The sequence below is a fragment of the Streptomyces sp. CB02980 genome (genome assembly GCF_014451325.2).
Classification (GTDB): Bacteria; Actinomycetota; Actinomycetes; order Streptomycetales; family Streptomycetaceae; genus Streptomyces.
Map to the genome: position 1 here is coordinate 84,009 of NZ_JACSCH020000021.1, position 24,639 is coordinate 108,647.

The following is a 24,639-nucleotide window of genomic DNA, read 5'->3' on the forward strand; positions in this document are numbered from 1 at the left end:
GACGTCGGGCGGCCCCTTCGCGCATCCCGTTCCCGCGACCCGCGCAGCATCCGGAAAGGAACTTCCGTGGAACTCGGCACCCGCGCCGTCCATGTCGTCAACGAGCCGCTCCCGCCCGGCAGCCGGCCGCTCTCCGTGCCCCTCGTGCAGTCCTCCGCCTTCGCCTTCGAGTCCGCCGCCGAACTCGCCGACGCCATGGCAGGACCCGACGGGCCGTACGTCTACAGCCGCCGCGGCAACCCGACCGTACGGGCCCTGGAGCAGACCCTCGCCGGGCTCGAGGGCGGCGCAGGGGCCATCGCCTTCGCCTCCGGGATGGGCGCCGTCAGCGGGGTCCTGCTCGCCCTCCTGCGGCCCGGCGACCGCGTGGTGGCCCAGCGCTGCCTGTACGGCGGGACCCATTCCGTCCTCGCCGACCTGGCCGAGCGGTACGGGATCGAGGTCGTACGGATCTCCGGCGATGATCCGGCCGAGTTCGAGGCCGCCGCCACGCACCCCGCCGCCCGGCTGCTCGTCCTGGAGACCATCGCCAACCCCACCGGCCAGGTCCCCGACCTGCCGGGGCTGCTCGCCGCCGCCCGCGCCCTCGGGGTCACCGGCCTCGTCGACAACTCCCTCGCCTCGCCCGTCCTGTGCCGCCCCCTGGAGCACGGCGCCGACATCGTCGTCCACTCCACCACCAAGTACCTCTCCGGGCACTCGGACGTCCTCGGCGGCGCCGCCGTCTTCGCCGACGACGAGCTGCGCCGCCGGATCTGGCCCCGCACGGTCGAACTCGGCGCCTGCGCCGACCCGTTCGCCTCCTGGCTGACCCTGCGCGGGATACCCACCCTGCCGCTGCGGATGCGCGAGCACTGCGCCAACGCCGCCGTCCTCGCCGAGCGGCTCGCCGACCACCCCGGGGTCTCGGCGGTCCACTACCCCGGGCTCCCCGGCCACCCCTCGTACGAGCGCGCCCGCAAGGTGCTCGACGGCGGCGGCGGGCTGCTGTCGTTCGAGCTCGCGGGGGGCCGGGAGGCCGGTCGGGCCTTCATCGAGCGCGTACGGGTGGCCCGGCTCGCGCTCTCCCTCGGCGGCGTGGAGACCCTCGTGACCCATCCGGCGTCCACGTCCCACCGGGAGCTCGACGGGGCCGCCCTGGAGGCCGCCGGGATAGCCCCGGGGCTCGTACGGATGTCGGTCGGCATCGAGGACGCGGAAGACCTGTGGGCCGACGTCGAACGGGCCCTCGAACAGCATCTCTTGAGTGCTTCTTTTGGGTTGACAAAATAAATGACTGATTCGTAGATTGGTGTGTGCCAGGGAAAGACCACTCCTAGGTCAAGGGGGGCGCACGATGCGCTACTTCGAGGACTTCCGGCCCGGCGACGTCCACGAGCTGGGCGCCGTCACCGTCACGGCGGAGGAGGTGCTGGAGTTCGGCAGGCGCTTCGATCCGCAGCCCTTCCACACGGACCCCGAGCGCGCGGAGCAGTCGCAGTTCCGCGGACTGATCGCGAGCGGATTCCACACCCAGGCGATGTTCATGCGCCGCTACGTCGACGGACTGCTCGCCTACAGCGCCTGTATGGGCTCGCCCGGCATCGACGAGGTCCGCTACCTGCGGCCCGTCCGCCCGGGCGACGTCCTCACCGCGCGCGTCGAGATCCTCGGTTCCACCCCGTCGCCGTTCAATCCCGCCACCGGCACCGTCAAACCGCGGTGCACCCTGGTGGCCTCCGACGGGACGGCCGTGTTCAGCATGATCCTGCACAGCATCTTCCGCCGGCGCCCCGCCGACTCCGAGGCCGACCATCTGTCGTCGATGCCCGCGGCCGAGGACCCCGTCGCCTGTGGGCGACCGGCCAAGACCTGTGTCCCGGTCATGAGCGCCTGACGAACCGTCCTTCGTCGGGCTCCTGAACACGGCCGTCCGTACATCCGGACCCGTCCGAAGCCCCGTACACCCGGACCCGTCCGTACATCCGGACCTGTCCGAAGCCCCGTACACCCGGACCCGTCCGTACATCCGGACCTGTCCGAAGCCCCGTACATCCACCGAAGTGAAGGGGGACCTCCTGTGGAGGCCGTATCCCGCACCGCCCAGTGGACCGCCGCCGCGCGCGCCCTGGAGACCGAGCGCGAGGACCGGCTGTTCGCCGATCCCTACGCGCGCACCGTCGCCGACCAGATCGGCTTCGAACTGCTCGAGCGCTACGCGGGCGGCGGCACCGTGCCGTTCCTCGCCATCCGCACCACCTACCTCGACCGCGCCATCGTCCGGGCGGTGGAGGAGCGGGGCATCCGCCAGGTCGTCTTCCTCGCCGCCGGCATGGACACCCGCTTCTTCCGACTGCCCTGGCCCGACGGCGTCACCGTCTACGAGCTCGACCGCCCGGCCCTCCTGGAGGCCAAGGCCGAGATGCTGGCGAAGGAGCCGAAGCCGGCCGGCCGCGACCGGATCACCGTCCCCGTCGACCTCACCCAGGACTGGACCGGCCCCCTCAAGGAGGCGGGCTGGAAGAGCGAGGAGCCCGTCCTGTGGGTGGTGGAGGGCCTGCTGTTCTTCCTCCCGGAGCAGGCCGTACGGACCCTCATATCGACGCTCTCCGCGCACGCCGCCCCCGGCTCCGTGCTGCTCGGCGACGTCATCTCCAAGGCCGCCCTGGAGAACCCGCTCGCCCGCGGGTTCATGAAGGCCCTGGACGAGGACGGCAACCCGTGGCTCTTCGGCACCGAGGAGCCCGAGGCGCTGCTCGCCGACTGCGGCTGGGCCGTACGCGAGGTCAGGCAGCCCGGCGAGGCCGGCGCCGACTTCGGACGCTGGCCCTACCCGGTGCCGGCCCGCTCGGTCCCGCGGGTGCCCCGCTCCTTCCTGTTCTCGTGCGACCTGCCGGGCGCGAACGGCTACGAGGAGGTGGCCGCGTGAGCGCCCACGACTTCCACCAGAGGGTCATCACCGACGCCGGAGCGGCCGTCCGCGGTCTGACCGTCTCCCTCGGGCAGCGCCTCGGTCTCTACCGGGCGCTGGCCGAGCGGGGCCCGCTCACCTCCGCCGCGCTCGCGGAGGCGACCGGCACCGACGAGCGGTACATCGAGGAGTGGCTGCACGCCCAGCTCTCCGCCGGGTACGTCGAGCGGCACCCCAGCTCCCTCACGTACACGCTCCCCGCCGACCACGTCGAGGTGCTCGCGGACCCGAAGGCCGTCACGTACGCCGCCGGGTTCTTCACCGCCCTCAAGGCGCTGTACGCCACGGAGGACCTGCTCGTGGAGGCGTACCGCACCGGTGACGGTGTCGGCTGGGCCGAGCACGACGCGGCCCTCGACACCGGCATGGGCTCCTTCTTCCAGCCGACGTACGAGCACAAGCTCGTCGCCGACTGGCTGCCCGCCCTCGACCAGGTCACCGGCAAGCTCGCCGGCGGCGGCACCGTCGCCGACGTGGGCTGCGGCGTCGGCCACACCACGCTGCTCATCGCGAAGGCCTTCCCGAACGCCACCGTGCACGGCTTCGACTACTCGGAGGAGGCCATCTCGATCGCCCGGGAGCTCGCCGAGGAGGCCGGTCTCTCCGAGCGCGTCGTCTTCGAGGTCGCGTCGGCCGACGACTACCCGGGCTCCGGCTACGACCTGGTCTGCTTCTTCAACGCCCTGCACGACATGGGCGACCCGGTCGCCGCCGCCCAGCACGTCCACAAGTCCCTGGACGCGGACGGTACGTGGATGCTCGTCGAGTCGAACGTCTCCCCGCAGGACATCGACGCGCAGACGCCCGCCGCCCGCATGTTCATGGCCCTGTCCGCCGTCATGTGCCTGCCCGTCGCGGTCGCCCAGCGCGGCCCGCACGCGCTCGGCAACCACTCCGGCGAGAAGGCCTTCCGGGCCATCGCGGAGGAGGCCGGCTTCACCCGCTGGCGGCGTGCCACCGAGACCCCGGTGAACGCGGTCTACGAAGTCCGGCCCTGAACCCCCGAAGCCTGGAGGAACCATCATGGGCGCCACCGCCCCCCTGCCCGTCACCGACCGGTTCATGGAGGTCCTCGAGCGGCTCAGCGAGCGCTCCGTCGAGGACTACTACAACCCGTACCAGACCTTCCAGTGGCCCGAGACGCTGGAGGAGAACCGCTTCTGGATGACCCCGGAGCTGCTCACCGTCTACGGCACCCGGCACTACGACGCCCTCGACGAGGAAACGCTTCAGCGCCTGTCGAAGTGGGAGTCGATCAACTTCTACAGCCTCAACGTGCACGGCATCCGCGAGCTCCTCATCGAGGTCGTCGGCCGCATCCACATGCCCGGCTTCGAGGTGCCCTCGGACTTCTTCCACCACTTCATCGGTGAGGAGAACGAACACATGTGGTTCTTCTCCGAGTTCTGCCGCCGCTACGGCCACAAGATCTACGGCTCCACCGCCATGCGCGCCGACGCCGCCTGGGAGCCCGAGGTCGAGAACTTCCTCGTCTTCACCCGCATCCTCTTCTTCGAGGAGCTCGTCGACCACTACAACTCCCGGATGGCGAAGGACGCTTCGCTCTGCCACACCATCCGCGAGGTCAACCGCATCCACCACCAGGACGAGTCCCGCCACATCGCCTTCGGGCGGGAGCTGGTGTCCCTCCTGTACGGCCGGATGTGCCAGGCGGTGAGTGCCGAGCGGGTCCGCGAGGTGGAGGCGTACCTCAAGCGGTACGTCGTCTACAGCGTCAACTCCCTCTACAACCCCCACGTGTACCGCGACGCCGGCATCCCCGACCCGCTGGCCCTGCGCAACGCGCTGGTCGCCGACGAGAGCCGCCGCCCCCACGAGCGCAAGGCGATCCGCAAGCCGCTCGCCTTCTTCCTGAAGACCGGGATCTTCTCCGACGACACCCTGCCCGTCGTCTGAGCGACGCCCTCACCCGAGAGGTGCACCGACCATGACCGTGACGACCCCCGGAACCGTCGGGGACACGAGGGGCCTTCCCTCGCTCGGACCGGAGGGGACCCGCCTGCTGCGGCTCCTCGACGACACCTTCGAGAACTGGGGTGTGACCGCGGGCGCCCGCCCGATGACCATGCCCCCGCTCCTGCCGGCCGCCGACCTGGCGAAGCTGGACTACTACGACAACTTCCCGCACCAGGCCGTCCTCGCCGCCCCGCTCGACCTGGAGGGGCGCCTCACCACCCCCTTCGACGGCGAGCACGGGCAGTGGCCCGCCGCCGCCCTCGAACCGGCCGGCCTCGGACTGCCCTCGGCGTCCTGCTATGCCGTCTACCTCGACCACCAGGGCACCCGGGTCGCCGACGACACCCTCGTCACGATCTGCTCCTGGTGCTTCCGCAAGGAGACCCACTACGAGGGCATGCGGCGCCAACTCGGGTTCCGCATGAGGGAGATCGTCGCCATCGGCGCGCGCGAGCACGCCGAGACGCACCTCGCCGACTTCACCACCCGGATCCGGTCCTTCGCCGCGGCGCTCGACCTGCCGCTGCGCAGGGAGGCCGCCTGCGACCCCTTCTTCGACAAGGGCGGGTCCAAGGCGCTCCTCCAGCGGCTCACCCCGGTGAAGTACGAGTTCCTGTACGAGGACCTGGCGATCGCCTCGGTCAACACGCACCGGAACTTCTTCGGCGACCGCTGCGACATCACCCTGGAGTCGACCGGCGGACCGGCCTTCACCAGCTGTGTCGCCTTCGGCCTCGAACGCTGGTTGTCCGCGCTGACCCGCCGCCACGGCGGCTGGCAGGCGGCGACCGAGGCGGTGCTCGACGCGAACGCCCGCATGCGGGCCGGTGCGAGTGGCGCGGCCGGGCCGGTGATCTGACGTGCCGGCCCGTCCCGCCGCCCCGCCGGCGGGCGGCCTGGGGTGGGCGAACCTCGGCATGGACATCGTGTCCGTCAACCGTGTCCGCAGGCTCCTCGCCCAGTACGGGGAGCGGTTCTTCGAGCGGATGCTCACCCCCGGCGAGCTCGCCGACTGCCGTACCTCCTCCGGGCTCGACGTACTGAGCCTGTGCGGGCGGATCGCGGCCAAGGAAGCGGCCTTCAAGACCTTACGCGTCAGGGGCAGGTTCCTGCCCTGGCCGGACATCGTGGTGCGGCGTTCCGAGGGCGGCTGGCCGCTCGTGGAACTGCACCGGGCGGCCGCCGAGATGGCCGCGGAGTCCGGCATCACCGAGATCACCGTGTCCATCAGCCACGACGTGGACTACGCGGTGGCGGTGGCCGCACCGATCATCGCGCCCGCCACACCCATCCATTAGCAGCTTAAGGAGAGCAACCATGGCCGACGGCCTGCAGACGGTGAAGAACTGGATCCTCGAGCGTCACCCCGAGCGCGACGACATCGCGTCCGACCTGGACCTGATCGAGAACCGGCTCATCGACTCGCTGTCCTTCGTCGAGTTCGTCTTCCTCCTGGAGCAGGAGAGCGGCACGGCGATCCAGATGGAGACCCTCGAGGTCGAGTCCATCCGCACCCTCGGTGCCATCGAGCAGCACTTCTTCAAGACCCCGGTGGAGGCCCAGGCATGAGCCGCCGCCTCTTCACCTCGGAGTCGGTGACCGAGGGACACCCCGACAAGATCGCCGACCGGATCAGCGACACCATCCTCGACGCGCTGCTCGCCGAGGACCCGTCCTCGCGGGTCGCGGTGGAGACCCTGATCACCACGGGTCTCGTGCACATCGCCGGCGAGGTGACCACGACGGCGTACGCGCCGATAGCGAAGCTGGTGCGCGAGGCCGTCCTCGACATCGGCTACGACTCCTCCGCGAAGGGCTTCGACGGCGCCTCCTGCGGCGTCTCGGTGTCCATCGGCGCCCAGTCGCCGGACATCGCGCAGGGCGTGGACACGGCGTACGAGTCCCGGGTGGAAGGCGCCGGGGACGAACTGGCGGCGCAGGGAGCCGGCGACCAGGGCCTGATGTTCGGCTACGCCTGCGACGACACGGCCGAGCTGATGCCGCTGCCGATCGCGCTCGCCCACCGGCTCTCCCGCCGCCTCACCGAGGTCCGCAAGAACGGCACCGTGCCCTACCTGCGCCCGGACGGGAAGACCCAGGTCACCATCGAGTACGACGGGGACCGCCCGGTCCGCCTCGACACGGTCGTCGTCTCCTCGCAGCACGCGGCCGACATCTCCGTCGAGGGCCTGCTCACCCCGGACGTGCGCGAGTACGTCGTCGAGCACGTCCTCAAGGAGCTGGTCGAGGAGGGCGTCAGCCTGGAGTCCGACGGCTACCGCCTCCTGGTCAACCCGACCGGGCGCTTCGAGGTCGGCGGCCCGATGGGCGACGCCGGACTCACCGGCCGGAAGATCATCATCGACACGTACGGCGGGATGGCCCGGCACGGCGGCGGCGCCTTCTCCGGCAAGGACCCGTCGAAGGTCGACAGGTCGGCGGCGTACGCGATGCGCTGGGTCGCGAAGAACGTCGTCGCGGCCGGCCTCGCCCGCCGCTGCGAGGTACAGGTGGCGTACGCCATCGGCAAGGCCGAGCCGGTCGGTCTCTTCGTGGAGACCTTCGGCACGGGCACCCTGCCGGACGAGCGGATCCAGGAGGCCGTCAGCGCGGTCTTCGACCTGCGGCCCGCGGCGATCATCCGCGACCTGGACCTCAAGCGGCCGATCTACGCGAAGACGGCGGCCTACGGCCACTTCGGGCGCGAGCTCCCGGAGTTCACCTGGGAGCGCACGGACCGCGTGGAGGCCCTGAAGAAGGCGGCTCATCCGGGACAGGAGGGCTGAGGGCCATGCGTATCGCTGTCACGGGATCCATCGCGACCGACCATCTGATGACCTTCCCCGGCTGGTTCAGCGAGCAGCTGCTCGCCGACCGGCTCGACCGGGTCTCCCTGTCGTTCCTCGCCGACAACCTGGAGGTCAGGCGTGGCGGAGTGGCAGCGAACATCGCCTTCGGACTCGGTGTCCTCGGCCTCCGCCCCGCCCTCGTGGGCGCGGTCGGCGCCGACTTCGAGCCGTACCGGGTCTGGCTGAAGGACCACGGTGTGGACACCGACTCGGTGCGCGTCAGCGAGTCGCTCCACACCGCCCGGTTCGTCTGTACGACCGACCGGGCCCAGAACCAGATCGCCACCTTCTACGCGGGGGCGATGGCCGAGGCGCGCGAGATCGACCTGCGGGAGGTCGTGGCGCGCACCGGCCGACTGGAGCTGGTCCTGGTCTCCCCGGACGACCCCGAGGCCATGCTGCGGCACACCCGCACCTGCCGTGACCTGGGGATTCCCTTCGCCGCCGATCCGTCGCAGCAGCTGGCGCGGCTCGACGGCGGGCAGGTGCGGGAGCTGGTGGACGGGGCGCGGTTCCTGTTCACCAACGAGTACGAGACGGCGCTCCTCCTGGAGAAGGCCGGCTGGACCGAGGCGGACGTGCTGCGCCGGGTCGGCACCTGGGTCACCACCCACGGCGAGGCCGGCGTCCGCATCCGGGGCGAGGGCCGCGAGCCGCTCGCCGTGCCGGCCGTGGAGGTCGCGGCGGTCGTCGACCCGACCGGGGTCGGGGACGCCTTCCGGTCCGGTTTCCTCGCCGGCCGGCTCTGGGGCGTCCCGGAGCGGTGCGCGGCGCAGCTGGGCTGCGCGGTGGCCGCGACCGTCCTCGACTACGTGGGGACGCAGGAGTACCGCCTGCACCGGGAATCGCTCCTGGACCGGATCAGGACGACGTACGGCGTCGGGTGCACCGCCACGCTCGTCACCCATCTGAGGGGGCTCACGTGACCGTCGTACGGAGCTCCCTGCGGGAGGAGTTCGCGAAGCGGGTCGTGGTGGCCGACGGGGCGATGGGCACGATGCTCCAGGCCGCCGACCCGACGATGGACGACTTCCAGAACCTCGAAGGCTGCAACGAGATCCTCAACCTCACGCGCCCCGACATCGTCGCCTCCGTCCACGACGCCTACTTCTCGGTGGGCGTGGACTGCGTCGAGACCAACACCTTCGGGGCGAACCTGGCCGCGCTCGCCGAGTACGGCATCGAGCACCAGGTGTACGAGCTGTCCGAGGCCGGCGCCCGGATCGCCCGCGCCGCGGCGGACGCGCACACCGCCGCCGACGGGCGCCCCCGCTGGGTCCTCGGCTCCATGGGCCCCGGTACGAAGCTGCCGACCCTGGGCCACGTCACGTACGAGCCGCTGCGCGAGGCCTTCCGGCAGAACGCGGAGGGCCTGATCCGGGGCGGCGCGGACGCCCTGCTCATCGAGACCTCGCAGGACCTCCTCCAGACGAAGGCGGCCGTCATCGGCGCCCGCCGGGCCCTGGACTGGGTGGGCGTGGACCTGCCGGTCATCGTGCAGGTCACCGTGGAGACGACGGGCACGATGCTGCTCGGCTCCGAGATCGGTGCGGCGCTGACCGCCCTGGAGCCGCTCGGCATCGACATGATCGGTCTGAACTGCGCCACGGGCCCGGCCGAGATGGCCGAGCACCTGCGGCACCTGTCCCGGCACGCCCGTATCCCGATCTCGGTCATGCCCAACGCCGGCCTGCCCGTCCTCACCTCCGACGGCGCCCACTACCCGCTGTCGCCGGCCGAACTGGCCGACGCGCAGGAGGCGTTCGTCCGCGACTACGGTCCCGCGCTGGTCGGCGGCTGCTGCGGTACGACCCCGGAGCACCTGCGGGAGATCGTGGAGCGGGTGCGGGGCGCGGCCGTCCTCGACCGCCGGCCCGAACCGGAGCCGGGCGCGTCCTCGCTCTACAGCCATGTGCCGTTCCGCCAGGACACCGCGTACATGGCGATCGGCGAGCGCACCAACGCCAACGGCTCGAAGAAGTTCCGTGACGCGATGCTCGACGGCCGCTGGGACGACTGTGTCGAGATGGCGCGGGACCAGATCCGCGAGGGCGCGCACATGCTCGACCTGTGCGTGGACTACGTGGGCCGCGACGGCACCGCGGACATGGCGGAGCTGGCCGGCCGGTTCGCGACGGCCTCGACGCTGCCGATCGTCCTCGACTCGACGGAGACCGGGGTGCTGCGGGCAGGCCTGGAGAAGCTCGGCGGCCGGGCGGTCGTCAACTCCGTCAACTACGAGGACGGCGACGGCCCCGAGTCACGGTTCGCGCAGGTCACGACCCTGGCGAAGGAGCACGGCGCGGCCCTCATGGCGCTGACCATCGACGAGGAGGGCCAGGCCCGCAGCGTCGCGCACAAGGTGGCCGTCGCCGAGCGGCTCATCGAGGACCTGACGGTGAACTGGGGGATCAGGGAGTCGGACATCCTGATCGACACCCTCACGTTCACCATCTGCACCGGTCAGGAGGAGTCCCGCAGGGACGGCATCCACACGATCGAGGCGATCAGGGAGCTCAAGCGGCTCCACCCGGACGTGCAGACCACCCTCGGTCTGTCCAACATCTCGTTCGGCCTGAACCCGGCCGCGCGGATCGTCCTCAACTCGGTCTTCCTCGACGAGTGCGTGAAGGCGGGCCTGGACTCGGCGATCGTCCACGCGTCGAAGATCCTGCCGATCGCCCGCCTGGAGCCGGAGCAGGTGGAGGTCGCGCTCGACCTGATCCACGACCGCCGCCGGGACGGTTATGACCCGCTCCAGCGCTTTCTGCAGATGTTCGAGGGCGCGACGGCGAAGTCCCTGAAGGCCGGCAAGACCGAGGAACTCCTCGCCCTGCCCCTCGAAGAGCGCCTCAAGCGGCGGATCATCGACGGCGAGAAGAACGGCCTGGAGGCCGACCTCGACGAGGCCCTGACCTCCCGTCCGGCGCTGGAGATCGTCAACGAGATCCTGCTCGACGGCATGAAGACGGTCGGCGAGCTGTTCGGCTCGGGCCAGATGCAGCTGCCGTTCGTGCTCCAGTCCGCCGAGGTCATGAAGACCGCGGTGGCCCATCTCGAACCGCACATGGAGAAGACGGACGCCGACGGAAAGGGCACCATCGTCCTCGCCACCGTCCGCGGCGACGTCCACGACATCGGCAAGAACCTCGTCGACATCATCCTCTCCAACAACGGCTACAACGTCGTCAACATCGGCATCAAGCAGCCCGTCTCCGCGATCCTGGAAGCCGCCGAGGAGCACCGGGCAGACGTCATCGGCATGTCCGGCCTCCTCGTGAAATCCACCGTGATCATGAAGGAGAACCTCCAGGAGCTGAACGGCCGCGGTCTGGCCGAGCGCTTCCCCGTGATCCTCGGCGGCGCCGCCCTCACCAGGGCCTACGTCGAACAGGACCTCCACGAGATCTACCAGGGCGAGGTCCGCTACGCCCGCGACGCCTTCGAGGGCCTGCGTCTCATGGACGCGCTCATGGGCGTCAAGCGCGGCGTCCCCGGAGCCGTACTCCCCCCGCTCAAGCAGCGCCGCGTGCCGAAACGCGAGACCCCGCTGCTCGCGGCCGAGGCCCGGGAGCCCGAGCCGGCCGGCCGCTCCGACGTCGCCGCCGACAACTCCGTACCCGAGCCCCCCTTCCTCGGGACCAGGGTCGTCAAGGGCATCCAGCTCGCCGAGTACGCCTCCTGGCTCGACGAGACCGCCCTCTTCAAGGGCCAGTGGGGCCTCAAGGACACCGAGACCGTCGAGACGGAGGGCCGGCCGCGGCTGCGCGCCTGGCTCGACCGCCTCCAGACGGACCACCTCCTCGAAGCAGCCGTCGTCTACGGCTGGTTCCCCTGTGTGTCCAAGGGCGACGACCTGATCGTCCTGGACGAGGACGGAGGCGAGCGGACCCGCTTCTCCTTCCCCCGCCAGCAGCGGGGCCGCCGCCTCTGCCTGGCCGACTTCCACCGTGCGGAGGACTCCGGCGAGATCGACGCCGTCGCGATGCAGGTGGTCACCGTCGGCTCCCGGATCGGCGAGGAGACGGCGAAGCTCTTCGCCGCCGACGCCTACCGGGACTACCTCGAACTCCACGGCCTCTCCGTCCAGTTGGCGGAGGCCCTGGCCGAGTACTGGCACGCGCGGGTACGCGCCGAGTGGGGCATCGCGGGCTCCTCGGAGCCCGCGTCCCTGGACGGCATGCTCCGCACCGAGTACCAGGGCTGCCGCTACTCGCTCGGCTACCCGGCCTGCCCCGACCTGGAGGACCGGGCGAAGATCGCCGCGCTCCTGCGCCCGGAGCGGATCGGGGTGGAGCTGTCGGAGGAGTACCAGCTGCACCCCGAGCAGTCGACGGACGCGATCGTCGTCCACCACCCGGAGGCGAGCTACTTCAACGCGGGAGGCCGCAGATGAGCCCCACGTACTCGTTCGAGTTCTTCCCGCCGAAGAGCGAGCGCGGCGAACGGACGCTGTGGGAGGCGATCCGCCGGGTCGAGGCCCTGTCCCCTGACTTCGTCTCGGTGACGTACGGCGCCGGCGGCTCGTCCCGCGACCGGACCATCGAGGTGACCAAGCGGATCGCGACCGAGACGACCCTGCGACCCGTCGCCCATCTGACGGCCGTCGGACACTCGGTCGCCGAACTCCGGGCGATCATCGGTGCCTACGCGGACGCCGGGGTACGGGACGTCCTGGTCCTGCGCGGAGACCCGCCCGGCGACCCGCGCGGTCCGTGGACACCGCACCCGCGGGGATTCACGTACGCCCATGAACTGGTCGAACTGGTGCGGTCGTTGGGCGACTTCCGGATCGGCGTGGCGGCCTTCCCCGAGGGCCACCCGAGGTCGGCGCGTCCGGCCGACGACCTGGCGCACTTCGTGGCCAAGTGCCGGGCGGGCGCCGACTACGCCATCACGCAGATGTTCTTCGACCCGGAGGACTATCTGCGGCTGCGGGACCGGGTCGCGGCCGCCGGCTGCGACACCCCGATCATCCCGGAGATCATGCCGGCCACCGACGTACGCCAGATCCGGCGCTTCGCGGAGCTCAGCGACGCCGCGTTCCCCGAGGACCTGGCGCACCGCCTGGAGGCGGCGAAGGACGACCCGGCGGCGGCGTACCGCATCGGCGTCGAGCACGCGACGCGGATGGGCCTGCGGCTGCTCGACGAGGGTGCGCCGGGCCTGCACTACATCACGCTGAACAAGTCGACGGCGGCCCTGGAAATCCACCGAACCATCATGAGCGCGAGGAGCGTTGTCCATGTCTGACACTTTCACGGACCACAAGGTCGCCGACATCTCCCTGGCCGCCTTCGGCCGCAAGGAGATCACGCTCGCCGAGCACGAGATGCCGGGCCTGATGTCCATCCGCCGGGAGCACGCGGAGACGCAGCCCCTGGCGGGGGCGCGGATCACCGGCTCCCTCCACATGACCGTACAGACGGCCGTCCTGATCGAGACCCTCGTCGCGCTCGGCGCCGAGGTCCGCTGGGTGTCCTGCAACATCTACTCGACACAGGACCACGCGGCCGCCGCGATCGCCGCCGCCGGCATCCCGGTCTTCGCCTGGAAGGGCGAGACCCTGGAGGAGTACTGGTGGTGCACGGAGCAGGCGCTGACCTGGCCGGACGCCGACGGCGGGGCCTCGTACGCCGGGCCGAACATGATCCTCGACGACGGCGGTGACGCCACGGTCCTGGTCCACCTGGGCGTCGAGTACCAGAAGACCGGCAGGCTTCCCGAGGCCGCCAACGAGGAACTGGCCGTCATGCGCGCCCTGTTGGAGAACAGTGCACTCGACTGGTCGACCATCGCCACCGGCATCCGCGGTGTGACGGAGGAGACCACGACGGGCGTGCACCGCCTGTACGAGATGCACCGCGAGGGCGCGCTCCTCTTCCCCGCGATCAACGTGAACGACGCCGTGACGAAGTCGAAGTTCGACAACAAGTACGGCTGCCGGCACTCGCTCATCGACGGCATCAACCGCGCGACGGACGTCCTCATCGGCGGCAAGACGGCGGTGGTCTGCGGCTACGGCGACGTCGGCAAGGGCTCGGCGGAGTCGCTGCGCGGCCAGGGCGCCCGGGTGATCGTCACCGAGATCGACCCGATCTGCGCGCTCCAGGCGGCGATGGACGGCTACCAGGTCGCCACCCTGGAGGACGTCGTGGAGACGGCCGACATCTTCATCACGACCACCGGCAACAAGGACATCATCATGGCGTCCGACATCGCCCGCATGAAGCACCAGGCGATCGTCGGCAACATCGGCCACTTCGACAACGAGATCGACATGGCCGGCCTGGCGAAGATCCCCGGAATCGTGAAGGACGAGGTCAAACCGCAGGTCCACACCTGGACCTTCGAGGACGGCAAGGTCGTCATCGTCCTGTCGGAGGGCCGTCTGCTGAACCTCGGCAACGCGACCGGCCACCCGTCCTTCGTGATGTCGAACTCCTTCGCCGACCAGACCCTCGCGCAGATCGAACTCTTCACGAAGACGTCCGACTACCCCGTCGGCGTGTACACCCTCCCCAAGCACCTGGACGAGAAGGTCGCGCGCCTGCACCTGGACGCGCTCGGCGTGCGCCTGACGACGCTCCGCCCTGAGCAGGCGTCGTACCTCGGGGTCCCGGTGGAGGGCCCGTACAAGCCGGACCACTACCGCTACTGATGATGTGTACGAACGATGACGGGCGCGACCCGTGGCTCCCGGACCGCCTCCTCAGGACGGAACGGGACCTGCTGATGCCGCTCCTGCGCCGGACACCCGAGGAGGCGTACGAGCTCCGCACCGCGTGCCCCGGGTGGACGGCGAGGCAGGTCCTCGCCCATTGCGGCGCGGCCCTGGTCAGGATCGTCGAGGACCGCCTGGAGGAGGGCGTGTTCCTGCCCGAGGCGAACGCCTGCGACGTCGCCGAGCGCGAGGACTGGCCGCTGGGCCGCATCCTCGACGAACTGGAACGCGGCCTGACGGAGGCGGGCCCGGTGATCGCCGGACGCGAGGACGGCCGGCTCGACGCGGTGGCGCTCGGCGAATGGGTCCACGCGGGCGACGTCCGGGAGGCCTTCGGCGAACCGGGCGCGTACTGCGGCAAGGCGCTGGAGCTGGCGCTCCCGCTCCTGACCGTGACGAGCCGCACACGCGAAACCCCACGCCTGATGGGAGTCCTGGACGACGGCACGACGTCCCGGGTCTCCCTGGGCAACGAGATAGAGGGCCGCCCTCCGGCCACCTTCAAGGGCGACGCGTCGACCCTGATCCGCATCTACGCGGGCCGCCCGCTGGTGCGCACCCGCTACGAACTCAGGGGCGCGACAGAACAGGAACTCCTGATCTACCGCTGACCCCCACCACCCACCACGCGTGCCCACATCCCGCGCGCCGCTCGCGCCGTGTGGGCGATCGTCCCGCAGGGCGGGACGGGTGGGCACACGGGACGGCGCGCTCCGGCGGCGCGTCCGCCCCTTGTGCCCTGGCCCGCACCCGACTGTGCACCGCACATGGGGTGCGGGTTCAGGCGCGGAAGCCTAGGCCCACAACGGGGCGCGGGTGGCACACAGAAGGGATCACCATGCGCACGCTCGACCGTCTCCTCTACGCCGAGACCCTGCACCACCCCGACGCCACCGCCGTGGCATACGAGCACGAGACCCTCACCTTCCGGGAGCTCTCGGAGGGCGCCCTGGTCCTCGCCCAGTACCTCCGCTCCCTGGGAGCGGCCGCGGACACCCGGGTCGGTATCCACACCGATCCGTCCCTCGAACTGGTCACGGCGACCTGGGGCACCGTCTGCTCCGGCGCCGCCTACGTCCCCCTCTCCCCGGAGTACCCCGAAGAACGCGTCCGCTACATGATCGAGGACAGCGCCGCCCGCATCGTCGTCACCCAGGAGCACCTCCGCGCCCGGGTCACCGACCTCGCCCCGCCCGGCACGACCGTCGTCACCCTCGCCGACGCCGTCCAGCACGCCTGGCGCACCGCGGGTGAGGTGCCGGAGCCGTACGACATCCGGGAGACGGACCTCGCGTACGTCATCTACACCTCGGGCTCCACGGGCAAGCCGAAGGGCGTCATGGTCGAGCACCGCTCGATCGCGGCCCAGATGCGCTGGATGGCGGCGGAACACCGCCTCGCCCCGGGCGCGGTCGTCCTCCAGAAGACCCCGATGAGCTTCGACGCGGCGCAGTGGGAGATCCTCGCCCCGGCCGTCGGCGCCCGCGTCGCCGTGGGCCCCCCGGGCGTCTACCGCGACCCCGAGGCCCTCGTCGACACGGTCCGCACCCACGGCGCGACGATGCTCCAGGGCGTCCCCACCCTCCTCCAGGCCCTCGTGGACACCGAGCGCCTCGCCACCTGCACGACCCTGCGCCGGGTGTACTCGGGCGGCGAGATCCTCTCCCGCAACCTCGCGGCGCAGCTCCTCGCCGAGCTCCCGTCCGCCGAGCTGATCAACCTCTACGGCCCCACCGAGTGCACGATCAACGCCTCCTCGCACATGGTCGACCGCGCCACCGTCACCGATCCGGCCGCCCCCACCGCGATACCGATCGGCAGACCGGCGTACGGGACGACCTTCCACATACGCGACGGCGAGCTGTGCATAGGCGGGGTCCAGGTGGCGCGGGGGTACCTGGACCGCCCCGAGCTCACGGCGGAGCGTTTCCTCACCACCGACGGCGGCGAGCGCCTCTACCGCACCGGTGACCTGGCCCACTGGAACGAGGACGGCACCGTCCAGTTCGCCGGTCGCGCCGACAACCAGATCAAGCTCCGCGGCTTCCGTGTCGAGCTGGACGAGATCGCGCTGGCGATCGAGAACCACGACTGGGTGAGGAACGCGGCGGTCATCGTCAAGGACGAGCCCCGTACGGGCTTCCAGAACCTCGTCGCCTGCGTCGAGCTGTCGCCCAAGGAAGCCGCCCTGATGGACCAGGGCAACCACGGCGCCCACCACCAGTCCAAGGAGTCGAAGCTCCAGGTCAAGGCGCAGCTGTCGAACGCCGGCAGCCGACCCGACGCCGACCTGGCCGGCCGCCCCACCGTCGTGCTCCCCGGCAGCACCCCCACGGACCGGATGCGCCGCACGGTCTTCGCCCGCAAGACGTACCGCTTCTACGAGGGCGGGGAGGTCACCCGCGCGGACGTCCTGGCGGCCCTGGCCCGCCGCCCGGAGGGCATCGGTTCGCGGGCGGTCGGCAGTCTGACGGCGGCGGACCTGGGCGAGATCCTGCGCTGGTTCGGCCAGTTCACGAGCGAGGAGCGACTGCTCCCGAAGTACGGCTACGCGTCACCGGGCGCGCTGTACGCGACTCAGCTGTACGTGGAGGTGCGCGGCATCGCGGGCCTGGAACCGGGCACGTACTACTACCACCCGGTCCGCCACCAGCTGTACCTGACGGAGGCGGGAACGCCCGGGAGCGGGAGCGACCCGATCCTCAGGCTGGACTTCCGCGGACGGCGCGCGGCGATCGAACCGGTCTACAGGAACAACATCCAGGAGGTCCTGGAGATCGAGACGGGCCACATGGTGGGCCTGTTCGAGGAGATCCTGCCGGGCCACGGCCTGGACATCAGGCCGCGCGAGGACGGCACCTGGGAGGTGATCCCGTACGACGAGGAGTCGCGTACGCCCCCGGAGATCGACGTCTACGTCCAGGCGCACGGAACCGGGGTGACCGGCCTTCCCGAGGCCCAGTACGCGTACGAGAACGATGACTTACGGCAGATCTCCGCCGCGCTGATCGAGAAGAGGCACGTGATCGCGATCAACCAGGCGGTGTACGAGCGGGCCCGTCTCGGCATCACGGTGATCAGCCGGACCCCCCACTCCGGCCGCGCGTACGTCGACCTGGGCAGGGCCCTCCAGCGGCTCCAACTCGGCGACCACGGACTCGGGTTCATGTCCTCCGGCTACAGCTCGAAGTCCGGCCACCCGCTTCCCGCGGCCCGCCGGGCGGACGAGATCCTGACGGCGGCGGGCCGCCCGACCGGCCCCTCGTACTTCTTCGTGGGCGGCCGGGTCGGCGAGGAGCAGCGGCTGAGCGAGGGCATGCACGAGGACACCGTCCACATGAAGGGCCCGGCGGAGATGATCCGCGACGATCTGGCCCACCACCTGCCGGACTACATGATCCCGAACCGGGTGGTCGTCCTGGACCGGCTGCCGCTGTCGGCGAACGGCAAGGTGGACACGAAGGCGCTGGCCGACCTGGCCGTGGTCAACGCCGGCCTGCACGGTCGCCCCCACGTCCTGCCGCGCACCCGCACGGAGGGCCGCCTCGCGGAGATCTGGGCGACGGCGCTGAAGTACGAGGACGTCGAGGCGGTCTCGGTCCTGGACGACTTCTTCGAGTCGGGCGGCAACTCGCTCGTCGCCGTCGCGCTGGTCACGAGGATCAACCGCGAGTTCGGCGCACGGCTCCCGCTGCAGATCCTCTTCGACCGCCCCACGATCGAGAAGCTCGCCCACCGGCTGGACGGCGCGGCCGCGACCCCCGCCTCCCGTCTGGTCCGGCTCCACGCGGCGGGCGCACGGCCGCCGGTCTACTGCTGGCCGGGTCTCGGCGGCTACACGATGAACCTGCGGCACCTGGCGGAGGAGATCGGCATCGACCGCCCGTTCTACGGGGTGCAGGCGTACGGCATCAACCGGGGCGAGGAGCCGTACGCGACGATCCGCGAGATGGCGGCGGCGGACGTGGAGGCGATACGGCGCCGCCGGCCGGCGGGCCCGTACACGCTGTGGGGCTACTCGTTCGGTGCGAGGGTCGCCTTCGAGTCGGCGCATCTCCTGGAGGCGGCTGGGGAGCAGGTGGAGAACCTGTTCCTGATCGCGCCGGGTTCGCCGAAGGTCCGCTCGTCGGAGACGGGGGGAGCGAACTACGGGAACCCGGCGTTCGTGACGATCCTGTACTCGGTGTTCGCGGGCACGATCGACCCGACGGTGAGGGCGGACGACCGGGAGGGCTTCGTGAAGCTGGTGGCGACCGACTTCCCGGCCCTGGACCCGGATCTGATCGGCCGGATCGTGGCGATCGTGGAGGAGACGTTCGAGTTCACGTACACCTTCCGCGAACTGGCGGAACGTCAAGTGTCGTGCCCGGTCACGCTCTTCAAGGCGGCGGGCGACGACTACTCGTTCCTGGAGCACGCGGAGGGCTGGTCGACGCGCCCGCCGACGGTGGTGGAGCTGGACGCGGACCACTACAGCCTGCTGCGGCAGCCGGATCTGAACGAACTGATCAAGAAGATCAGGTACCGGCTGGGGCAGTAGGAACGCCGAGACGCTCTCGGGTCCCGTCGAGCCGCGAAGGCGGCCGCGGGGCCCGTGGTCAGCTCGTGAGGGTGCGGGTGAGGAGGGGCAGCAGACGGTCCCAGTGGCGCTGCGTCCCGTCCGGGCTGTAGGCGCTCGTGTCGGCCATGGTGAAGCCGTGCTCGGTGCCGGGGTAGATCTCGTTGCCGTGGCGGACGCCGGCGGCTTCCAGCACCTCGTTGAGCCGGCCGAACTCCTCGGGCGTCATGTCGCCCTCGGCGATCCCGAAGTGCACCTCGGCGGTCACCTTCGGGGCGAGGAGGTGCGGACTGTCGGCCTCGTCCGTGATCAGGGCGCCGGGGTGGAAACCGGCGACGGCGGCGACCCGGTCGGGATGGGCCGCGGCGGTACGCATCGCCAGAACGCCGCCCAGGCAGTACCCGACGACGGCGACGGGCCCGTCGCCGACCTCGGGCCGGTCGGTGAGGAAGGAGAGGTAGGCGTCGGCGTCGATCAGGACGCGCTCGGTGGTGTGCGCGAGGTAGAACGGCATGAGCTGCTCGAAGAGCGCGGGCCGCTCCTCCTCCCCGATGTGCTCGGGAAGCTCGATGAGGGGCGCCGGCCCCTCCCGGTAGTAGACGTGGGGCACAAGCACGAAGTACCCGTGCCCGGCGAGCTCGCGCGCCATCTCCTCCAGCCGCGGCCGCGGCCCGAACACATCCATGTAGAGCAGCACGCCCGGGTGCTGCCGACCGTCGTCGGGGAAGGCGGCGAAGGCGTCGGCCTGGCCGTCGGGGGTGGGTATCCGCAGTGTCGTGGTGGCCATGGGAACGACCGTAACAGTCATGATCACCGGCCTCTTATTGGTTTGCCGTCGGCGAGTCGGGTCGGGTAGGAAGCTCGCATGCTTAGGGGTAGCAAGGTCGGGCTCAGGGCTCGACACGAGGAAGACATCCCGATCCTGCGGGCCGAGCTCTACGACGACGTGGTCAACTCCTCGCGTGCCGAAGCCGGGCCGTGGCGGCCGGTCACGCCCGGTTCGAAGGACCCGCGGCTCGTCGTGGACGACACGGCGGAGGGCCATGTCCCGTTCTCCGTGATCGAGTTGGAGGGCGGCACCCTGATCGGTGGCGCCAACCTGTGGGGCATCGACAGCCACAACCGGGCCGCGCACATCGGGTTGGGGCTGCTGCCGTCCGCCCGCGGCAAGGGCTACGGCACCGACGTGGTCGCGACGCTGTGCCACTACGGCTTCGTCGTGCGCAGCCTCCAGCGGCTGCAGATCGAGACGCTGGCGGACAACACCGCGATGCTCCGCTCCGCCGAGAGCAACGGCTTCGTCCGCGAGGGTGTGCTGCGCTCCTCGGCCTGGGTGATGGGCGAGTTCCTCGACGAGGTCATCCTCGGACTCCTCGTCCAGGAGTGGAAGCCGAACGCGGGCGTCTAGACGCCGTCTTGGCGGCAGTACGGGGGAGCCGGCTGCCGCCCCGGACGGAACGGCCGAGAGGGACCGCCCGTCAGCGGATCCACCGTTCCAGCCGGTCGGTTCACCACGCCGCTATCACCGGCGCCCCCGGATCGTGCTGCCGCCAGGCCTCGTTGAGCCGCGCGAGCCGGTCCGCGGTCGCGATGCCGTGCAGGGACGTGACCCTGCCGTCGCCGACCGCGAACGCCACCGCGCCCACGACCCGGCCGTCGACCACGGCGAGCACCGCCGGGGCGCCGTTGACCACCGCGATGTGCATCGAGGGCGTGCCGCCGGCCAGTCGCCGCTTCGCCGGCGTGGGCCTGAAGCCGGCCCGCGCGTAGGCGGCGACCCGCTCGCGCGTCGTGACCCGCAGCAGCCGCCTGGCCAGTCCGGCGCCGTCCGAGACCGCCGTCACGTCATCGGTGAGCAGTGCCACCAGCCGTTCGGTGCGCCCCGACACGGCGGCGGCCAGGAACTCCTCGACGACCCGGCGCGCGGACGCGGGGTCGGCCTGGACGCCACCGCGGCGGCGCTCGGCGGCGACCCGGGTCCGGGCCCGGTGGACGTGCTGCTGGCTCGCGGACTCGGTGATGTCGAGGATCCCGGCGATCTCGGCGTGGCCGTACGAGAAGGCCTCGCGCAGGACGTAGACGGCCCGCTCGACCGGCGAGAGGCGCTCCAGGAGGGTCAGTACGGCCAGCGACACCGATTCGCGCTGCTCGAAGGTGTCGGCGGGGCCGAGCATCGGGTCGCCTTCGAGGAGCGGCTCGGGCAGCCAGGCGCCGGCCGCGCGCTCGTGGCGCGCGTGCGCCGAACGGAGCCGGTCGAGGCAGAGGTTGGTGAGGACCTTGGTCAGCCACGCCTCCGGGACGTCGATCCGCTCGTGGTCCGCGGCCTGCCAGCGCAGGAAGGTGTCCTGTACGGCGTCCTCGGCGTCGGCGGCCGAGCCCAGCAGGCGGTACGCGAGCGAGGCCAGCCGGCCACGGCCGGCCTCGAACCGATCGACGGCTGCGCTGTCCATGCGGAACACCCTAGGGGGTGACCTTCACGTCGGTCCTCGCGTCGGTCCTCGCGTCGGTCCTCGCGTCGGTCCTCGCGTCGGTCCTCGCGCCGGTCCTCACGTCGGTCCTCGCGCCGCTCCGGTCGGGCATCGGCGCGGTGGTCAGGCGGCGCCTGCGCTTCGGCATGCCGGAGGTCGGGTGGGCGATGTTCCACCCGGCCCCCGCGAGCACGCCCGCCTTGAGCCGCGCGGCGGTCCGGCCGCCCAGGTACCAGGCCTTCGGCCGGACGTCCCCGCCCACCATCTGGAAGATGGCGTCCCGCCGTCCGAGGCTGATGTGGTTGCCGTAGTACTTCAGTCCGGTGGTCGGGACCTCGCCGCCCGTCAGGCGCGCGATGATCGCGGCGGTCGCCTGCATGGTGGTGAAGCCGGCCGAGGCGCAGGACATCGGCAGCGGCAGGCCGTTGTCGCCGATCGCGTGGGCGGAGTCACCGGCGGCGTAGACGTCCGGATGCGAGACCGAGCGCATGGTGCGGTCGACGACGATCCGGCCGGTCTCGGCGACCTCCAGACCGGCGGCGGCCGCGAGGGGGTGCACGGCGAACCCGGCCGACCACACGGTCACGTCCGCCGGGAGGGGCGTACCGCCGGCGGCGATCGCCCGGGTCGGCTCGACGGCCTCGACTTCGGTGTGCTCGTGGACGGTGATGCCGAGGCGGTCGAAGGCCTGGCGCAGGTGCCGGCGGGCCTTCGGGGAGAGCCAGGCGCCCAGCTCGCCGCGGGCGGCGAGGGCGATCGTGAGGTCGGGCCGGGACTCGGCGAGCTCGGTGGCGGTCTCGATGCCGGTCAGCCCCTCGCCGACGACCAGCACGGTGCCGCCCGCGCCGAGGGCGGCGAGGCGCTCGCGCAGCCGCAGCGCGGAGGAACGGCCGGCCACGTCGAAGGCGTACTCGGCCGCGCCGGGGACGCCGTGGTGGGCCACGGAGCTGCCGAGGGCGTAGAGAAGGGTGTCGTACGCGAGCTCTTCGGTGCCGGTGCCGGTGCCGGTGCCGGTGCCGGTGCCGGTCTCGGTCTCGGTGCCGCTGCCGTCCTCGCCGGTCGTGGCGGCTGCCGGGGTCACGGCGACCGTCCTGCGCTCCGGGTCGATGCCGGTGACGTGGGCCAGGCGTACCCGCACCCCGGTGCCCGCGAAGACGTCGGTGAGCTTGCGGACCGCGAGGTCCCGGCCGCTCGCGAGCTGGTGGAGCCGCATCCGCTCGACGAAGTCGGGGGCGGCGTTGACGACGGTGATCTCGGTGTCGGCGGGGGAGAGCCGGCGCGCCAGGTTTCCGGCGGCGTAGGCCCCGGCGTATCCGGCGCCGAGTACGACGATGCGGTGCTTCATGGCGATGCTCCTGTCTCGTTCGGGCGCCCCTTGAACGAGACGGAGCATCGATTGCTGACAGGAAGGAGATGTGACGCCGGTCACGCCGGTGCGTGCCTGTCGTGGGCCGCGTTCCGGGCGATTGACATCGGTGCCGCGTCAATCGTCGCGATCTTGGTGTTGGCTCTCGCTCGCCGGGTGATGCGAGGCTCCCGGCATGGACATCTTCAAGACGGACAACGGCCTGGCCCAGGGCTTTCGGGCTTCCGCCGACGTCGTCGCCGCGCTCGGGATCCCGTACGCCGCCCCGCCCTTCGGCGCCGACCGGTTCCGCGCGCCACGCCCGGCACCCGCGTGGAGCGGAGTGCGGGACTGTACGAAGTTCGGTCCGATCGCGCCGCAGTCGGCAGAGCTCCCGGGGGCGCCCGTCTGGTCCCCCGGTGACGAGGACATCCTCACCCTCAACATCTGGACCCCCGCCTCGGCCCCCGCCCCCGCCCCCGCCTCGACCCCCGCACTCGCCCCTGACGGCGGCCGACTCCCCGTCCTGGTCTGGATCCACGGCGGTGCGTACACCTTCGGCTCCTCGGCGCAGCCCGACTTCGACGGCACCGTGCTCGCCCGCGCCGGTCTGGTCGTGGTCACCCTCAACCACCGCATCGGCTTCGAGGGCTTCGGCCACGTCCCGGGCGGTGCGGCGGGCGGCCACCCGGACAACCGGGGTCTGCTCGACCAGGTCGAGGCGCTGCGGTGGGTCCGCGAGAACATCGCCGTCTTCGGCGGCGACCCCGGCAACGTCACGATCGCCGGCCAGTCCTCCGGCGCCGCGTCCGTCGCCTGTCTGATGGTGATGGACCGCGCCCGCGGACTGTTCCGCCGTGCGATCGCCCACAGCCCCGCCAGCCCCTGCTACCCGCCCGAGATCGCCGAGGCGACCACCCGCGAGATCGCCGCGGCCGCGGGCTGCCCCGCCACGCCCGAGGGCCTGACCTCCATGACTCCGCAGGCCCTGGTCGCCGCCACCGACCAGGTGGTCGACGACTACCGCCGGGACCCCGCCTCCGGCTCCCGCCACTACGACCCCTCGCTCTACGCCCCGGTCCTCGACGGCGACGTCCTCCCCACCGACCCCCTCGAAGGGATGTCCGCCGGCGCGGCCCGGGGAGTGGACCTGCTGGTCTGCCACACCACCGAGGAGTACTGGCTGCTCGACGCCGTCGGCAGCTGCGCGAAGGTCACCACCGACGAACAACTCGCCCTCTTCGCGCAGGACTTCGGCCTCCCCGACGGTCTCGTCGCCGGCTATCGCGCCGCGATGCCCGATGCCCCCGTGTCCGATGTCCACCTCGCCGTCTTCAGCGACCTGCTGTTCGGCGAGTACAGCAACCGGCTCGCCGAGGCGCACGCCCGGGCGGGCGGCCGGACGTTCCTCTCGCGCTTCGACCGTCGGCGCACCGGGCCCGACGGGACCGTGCGGGCCTGGCACTGCGCGGACATCCCCTTCGCCTTCGGCACCCTGGACGACGAGGCCGTGGCCTTCCTCGTCGGGGGTACGCCCACCCCTGCCGACCACGAGCTGTCGCGCCGCATGGTGCGCGCCTGGGCCGACTTCGCCGCCGACGGGAACCCCGGCTGGCCGTCGCTCGACGGCAACTCGACGTCGCAGGCCAGGATGTGGGTCGCCGACGGCGATGCGACGGACGGTCGGAGGGCCTCTCTCCGCGCTCCGTGGGCCGGGGCCGACTTCCCGGTCCTGCGTCCGTGACCCGGAGAGCTACCCCGAGATCGT

At 71.4% G+C, this 24,639-nt stretch carries 20 protein-coding genes; 17 read left to right on the plus strand and 3 right to left on the minus strand.

Annotated elements, in window-relative coordinates; translation table 11 throughout:
* The first annotated feature begins 66 nt into the window (after positions 1–66).
* From E0F75_RS33300 to E0F75_RS33370, 15 genes are all read left to right on the plus strand, one after another.
* Positions 67–1,272 (plus strand): PLP-dependent aspartate aminotransferase family protein, encoded by a 1,206-nt coding sequence (locus E0F75_RS33300; RefSeq protein ID WP_229314693.1) that lies wholly within the window; start codon positions 67–69, stop codon positions 1,270–1,272.
* 64 nt (positions 1,273–1,336) lie between these two features.
* Positions 1,337–1,876, plus strand: a complete 540-nt coding sequence (locus tag E0F75_RS33305) for a MaoC family dehydratase (protein WP_229314694.1) — start codon at positions 1,337–1,339, stop codon at positions 1,874–1,876.
* A gap of 183 nt (positions 1,877–2,059) precedes the next feature.
* The gene (locus E0F75_RS33310; protein WP_229314695.1) at positions 2,060–2,908 is read left to right on the plus strand and encodes an SAM-dependent methyltransferase; all 849 of its coding nucleotides are present in this window, start codon (positions 2,060–2,062) and stop codon (positions 2,906–2,908) included.
* On the plus strand, positions 2,905–3,948 hold the full coding sequence (locus tag E0F75_RS33315; protein WP_229314696.1) for a class I SAM-dependent methyltransferase: 1,044 nt from the start codon (positions 2,905–2,907) through the stop codon (positions 3,946–3,948). Before E0F75_RS33310 ends, E0F75_RS33315 begins: the two co-directional genes overlap by 4 nt.
* Positions 3,949–3,973: 25 nt before the next feature.
* On the plus strand, positions 3,974–4,867 hold the full coding sequence (locus E0F75_RS33320; protein ID WP_229314697.1) for a diiron oxygenase: 894 nt from the start codon (positions 3,974–3,976) through the stop codon (positions 4,865–4,867).
* A gap of 31 nt (positions 4,868–4,898) precedes the next feature.
* The gene (locus E0F75_RS33325) at positions 4,899–5,786 is read left to right on the plus strand and encodes a hypothetical protein (protein ID WP_229314698.1); all 888 of its coding nucleotides are present in this window, start codon (positions 4,899–4,901) and stop codon (positions 5,784–5,786) included.
* A gap of 1 nt (position 5,787) precedes the next feature.
* Positions 5,788–6,225 carry a holo-ACP synthase gene (gene acpS / locus E0F75_RS33330; RefSeq protein WP_051820623.1) on the plus strand — a complete coding sequence of 146 codons (438 nt, stop codon included), beginning with the start codon at positions 5,788–5,790 and terminating at the stop codon, positions 6,223–6,225.
* Positions 6,226–6,244: 19 nt separating this feature from the next.
* Positions 6,245–6,496 (plus strand): phosphopantetheine-binding protein, encoded by a 252-nt coding sequence (locus tag E0F75_RS33335; RefSeq protein ID WP_030322008.1) that lies wholly within the window; start codon positions 6,245–6,247, stop codon positions 6,494–6,496.
* Positions 6,493–7,713, plus strand: a complete 1,221-nt coding sequence (metK, locus tag E0F75_RS33340) for a methionine adenosyltransferase (RefSeq protein ID WP_229314699.1) — start codon at positions 6,493–6,495, stop codon at positions 7,711–7,713. The genes E0F75_RS33335 and metK overlap by 4 nt, the downstream gene beginning before the upstream one ends.
* 5 nt (positions 7,714–7,718) lie before the next feature.
* On the plus strand, positions 7,719–8,702 hold the full coding sequence (locus E0F75_RS33345) for a carbohydrate kinase family protein (RefSeq protein ID WP_229314700.1): 984 nt from the start codon (positions 7,719–7,721) through the stop codon (positions 8,700–8,702).
* A complete protein-coding gene (gene metH, locus E0F75_RS33350) occupies positions 8,699–12,172 on the plus strand; it encodes a methionine synthase (protein WP_308189625.1) in 3,474 nt (1,157 codons plus the stop codon). The genes E0F75_RS33345 and metH overlap by 4 nt, the downstream gene beginning before the upstream one ends.
* Positions 12,169–13,029: a methylenetetrahydrofolate reductase [NAD(P)H] gene (gene metF / locus E0F75_RS33355; RefSeq protein WP_229314701.1), complete on the plus strand. Its 861-nt coding sequence runs from the start codon at positions 12,169–12,171 to the stop codon at positions 13,027–13,029. The genes metH and metF overlap by 4 nt, the downstream gene beginning before the upstream one ends.
* Positions 13,022–14,437 (plus strand): adenosylhomocysteinase, encoded by a 1,416-nt coding sequence (gene ahcY, locus E0F75_RS33360; RefSeq protein WP_229314702.1) that lies wholly within the window; start codon positions 13,022–13,024, stop codon positions 14,435–14,437. The genes metF and ahcY overlap by 8 nt, the downstream gene beginning before the upstream one ends.
* A gap of 2 nt (positions 14,438–14,439) precedes the next feature.
* The gene (locus E0F75_RS33365; protein ID WP_229314703.1) at positions 14,440–15,111 is read left to right on the plus strand and encodes a maleylpyruvate isomerase family mycothiol-dependent enzyme; all 672 of its coding nucleotides are present in this window, start codon (positions 14,440–14,442) and stop codon (positions 15,109–15,111) included.
* A gap of 227 nt (positions 15,112–15,338) precedes the next feature.
* A complete protein-coding gene (locus tag E0F75_RS33370) occupies positions 15,339–19,040 on the plus strand; it encodes an amino acid adenylation domain-containing protein (RefSeq protein ID WP_229314704.1) in 3,702 nt (1,233 codons plus the stop codon).
* A 58-nt stretch (positions 19,041–19,098) separates the two neighbouring features.
* Here the strand turns inward: E0F75_RS33370 and E0F75_RS33375 are convergent, their stop codons facing one another.
* The gene (locus E0F75_RS33375; RefSeq protein WP_229314705.1) at positions 19,099–19,845 is read right to left on the minus strand and encodes a dienelactone hydrolase family protein; all 747 of its coding nucleotides are present in this window, start codon (positions 19,843–19,845) and stop codon (positions 19,099–19,101) included.
* A gap of 78 nt (positions 19,846–19,923) precedes the next feature.
* Between E0F75_RS33375 and E0F75_RS33380 the strand changes: the two genes are divergently transcribed.
* Positions 19,924–20,466, plus strand: coding sequence for a GNAT family N-acetyltransferase (locus tag E0F75_RS33380; RefSeq protein ID WP_229314706.1), 543 nt, complete (start codon positions 19,924–19,926; stop codon positions 20,464–20,466).
* 100 nt (positions 20,467–20,566) lie between these two features.
* Here E0F75_RS33380 and E0F75_RS33385 read toward each other — a convergent pair whose 3' ends face one another.
* The gene (locus E0F75_RS33385) at positions 20,567–21,508 is read right to left on the minus strand and encodes a sigma-70 family RNA polymerase sigma factor (protein WP_229314707.1); all 942 of its coding nucleotides are present in this window, start codon (positions 21,506–21,508) and stop codon (positions 20,567–20,569) included.
* Between the two features lie 10 nt (positions 21,509–21,518).
* Positions 21,519–22,871, minus strand: a complete 1,353-nt coding sequence (locus E0F75_RS33390; protein WP_229314708.1) for an NAD(P)/FAD-dependent oxidoreductase — start codon at positions 22,869–22,871, stop codon at positions 21,519–21,521.
* Positions 22,872–23,067: 196 nt separating this feature from the next.
* Between E0F75_RS33390 and E0F75_RS33395 the strand changes: the two genes are divergently transcribed.
* Complete coding sequence (locus tag E0F75_RS33395) at positions 23,068–24,615, plus strand: carboxylesterase/lipase family protein (protein ID WP_229314709.1); 1,548 nt, start codon at positions 23,068–23,070, stop codon at positions 24,613–24,615.
* The last annotated feature ends 24 nt before the right edge of the window (positions 24,616–24,639 follow it).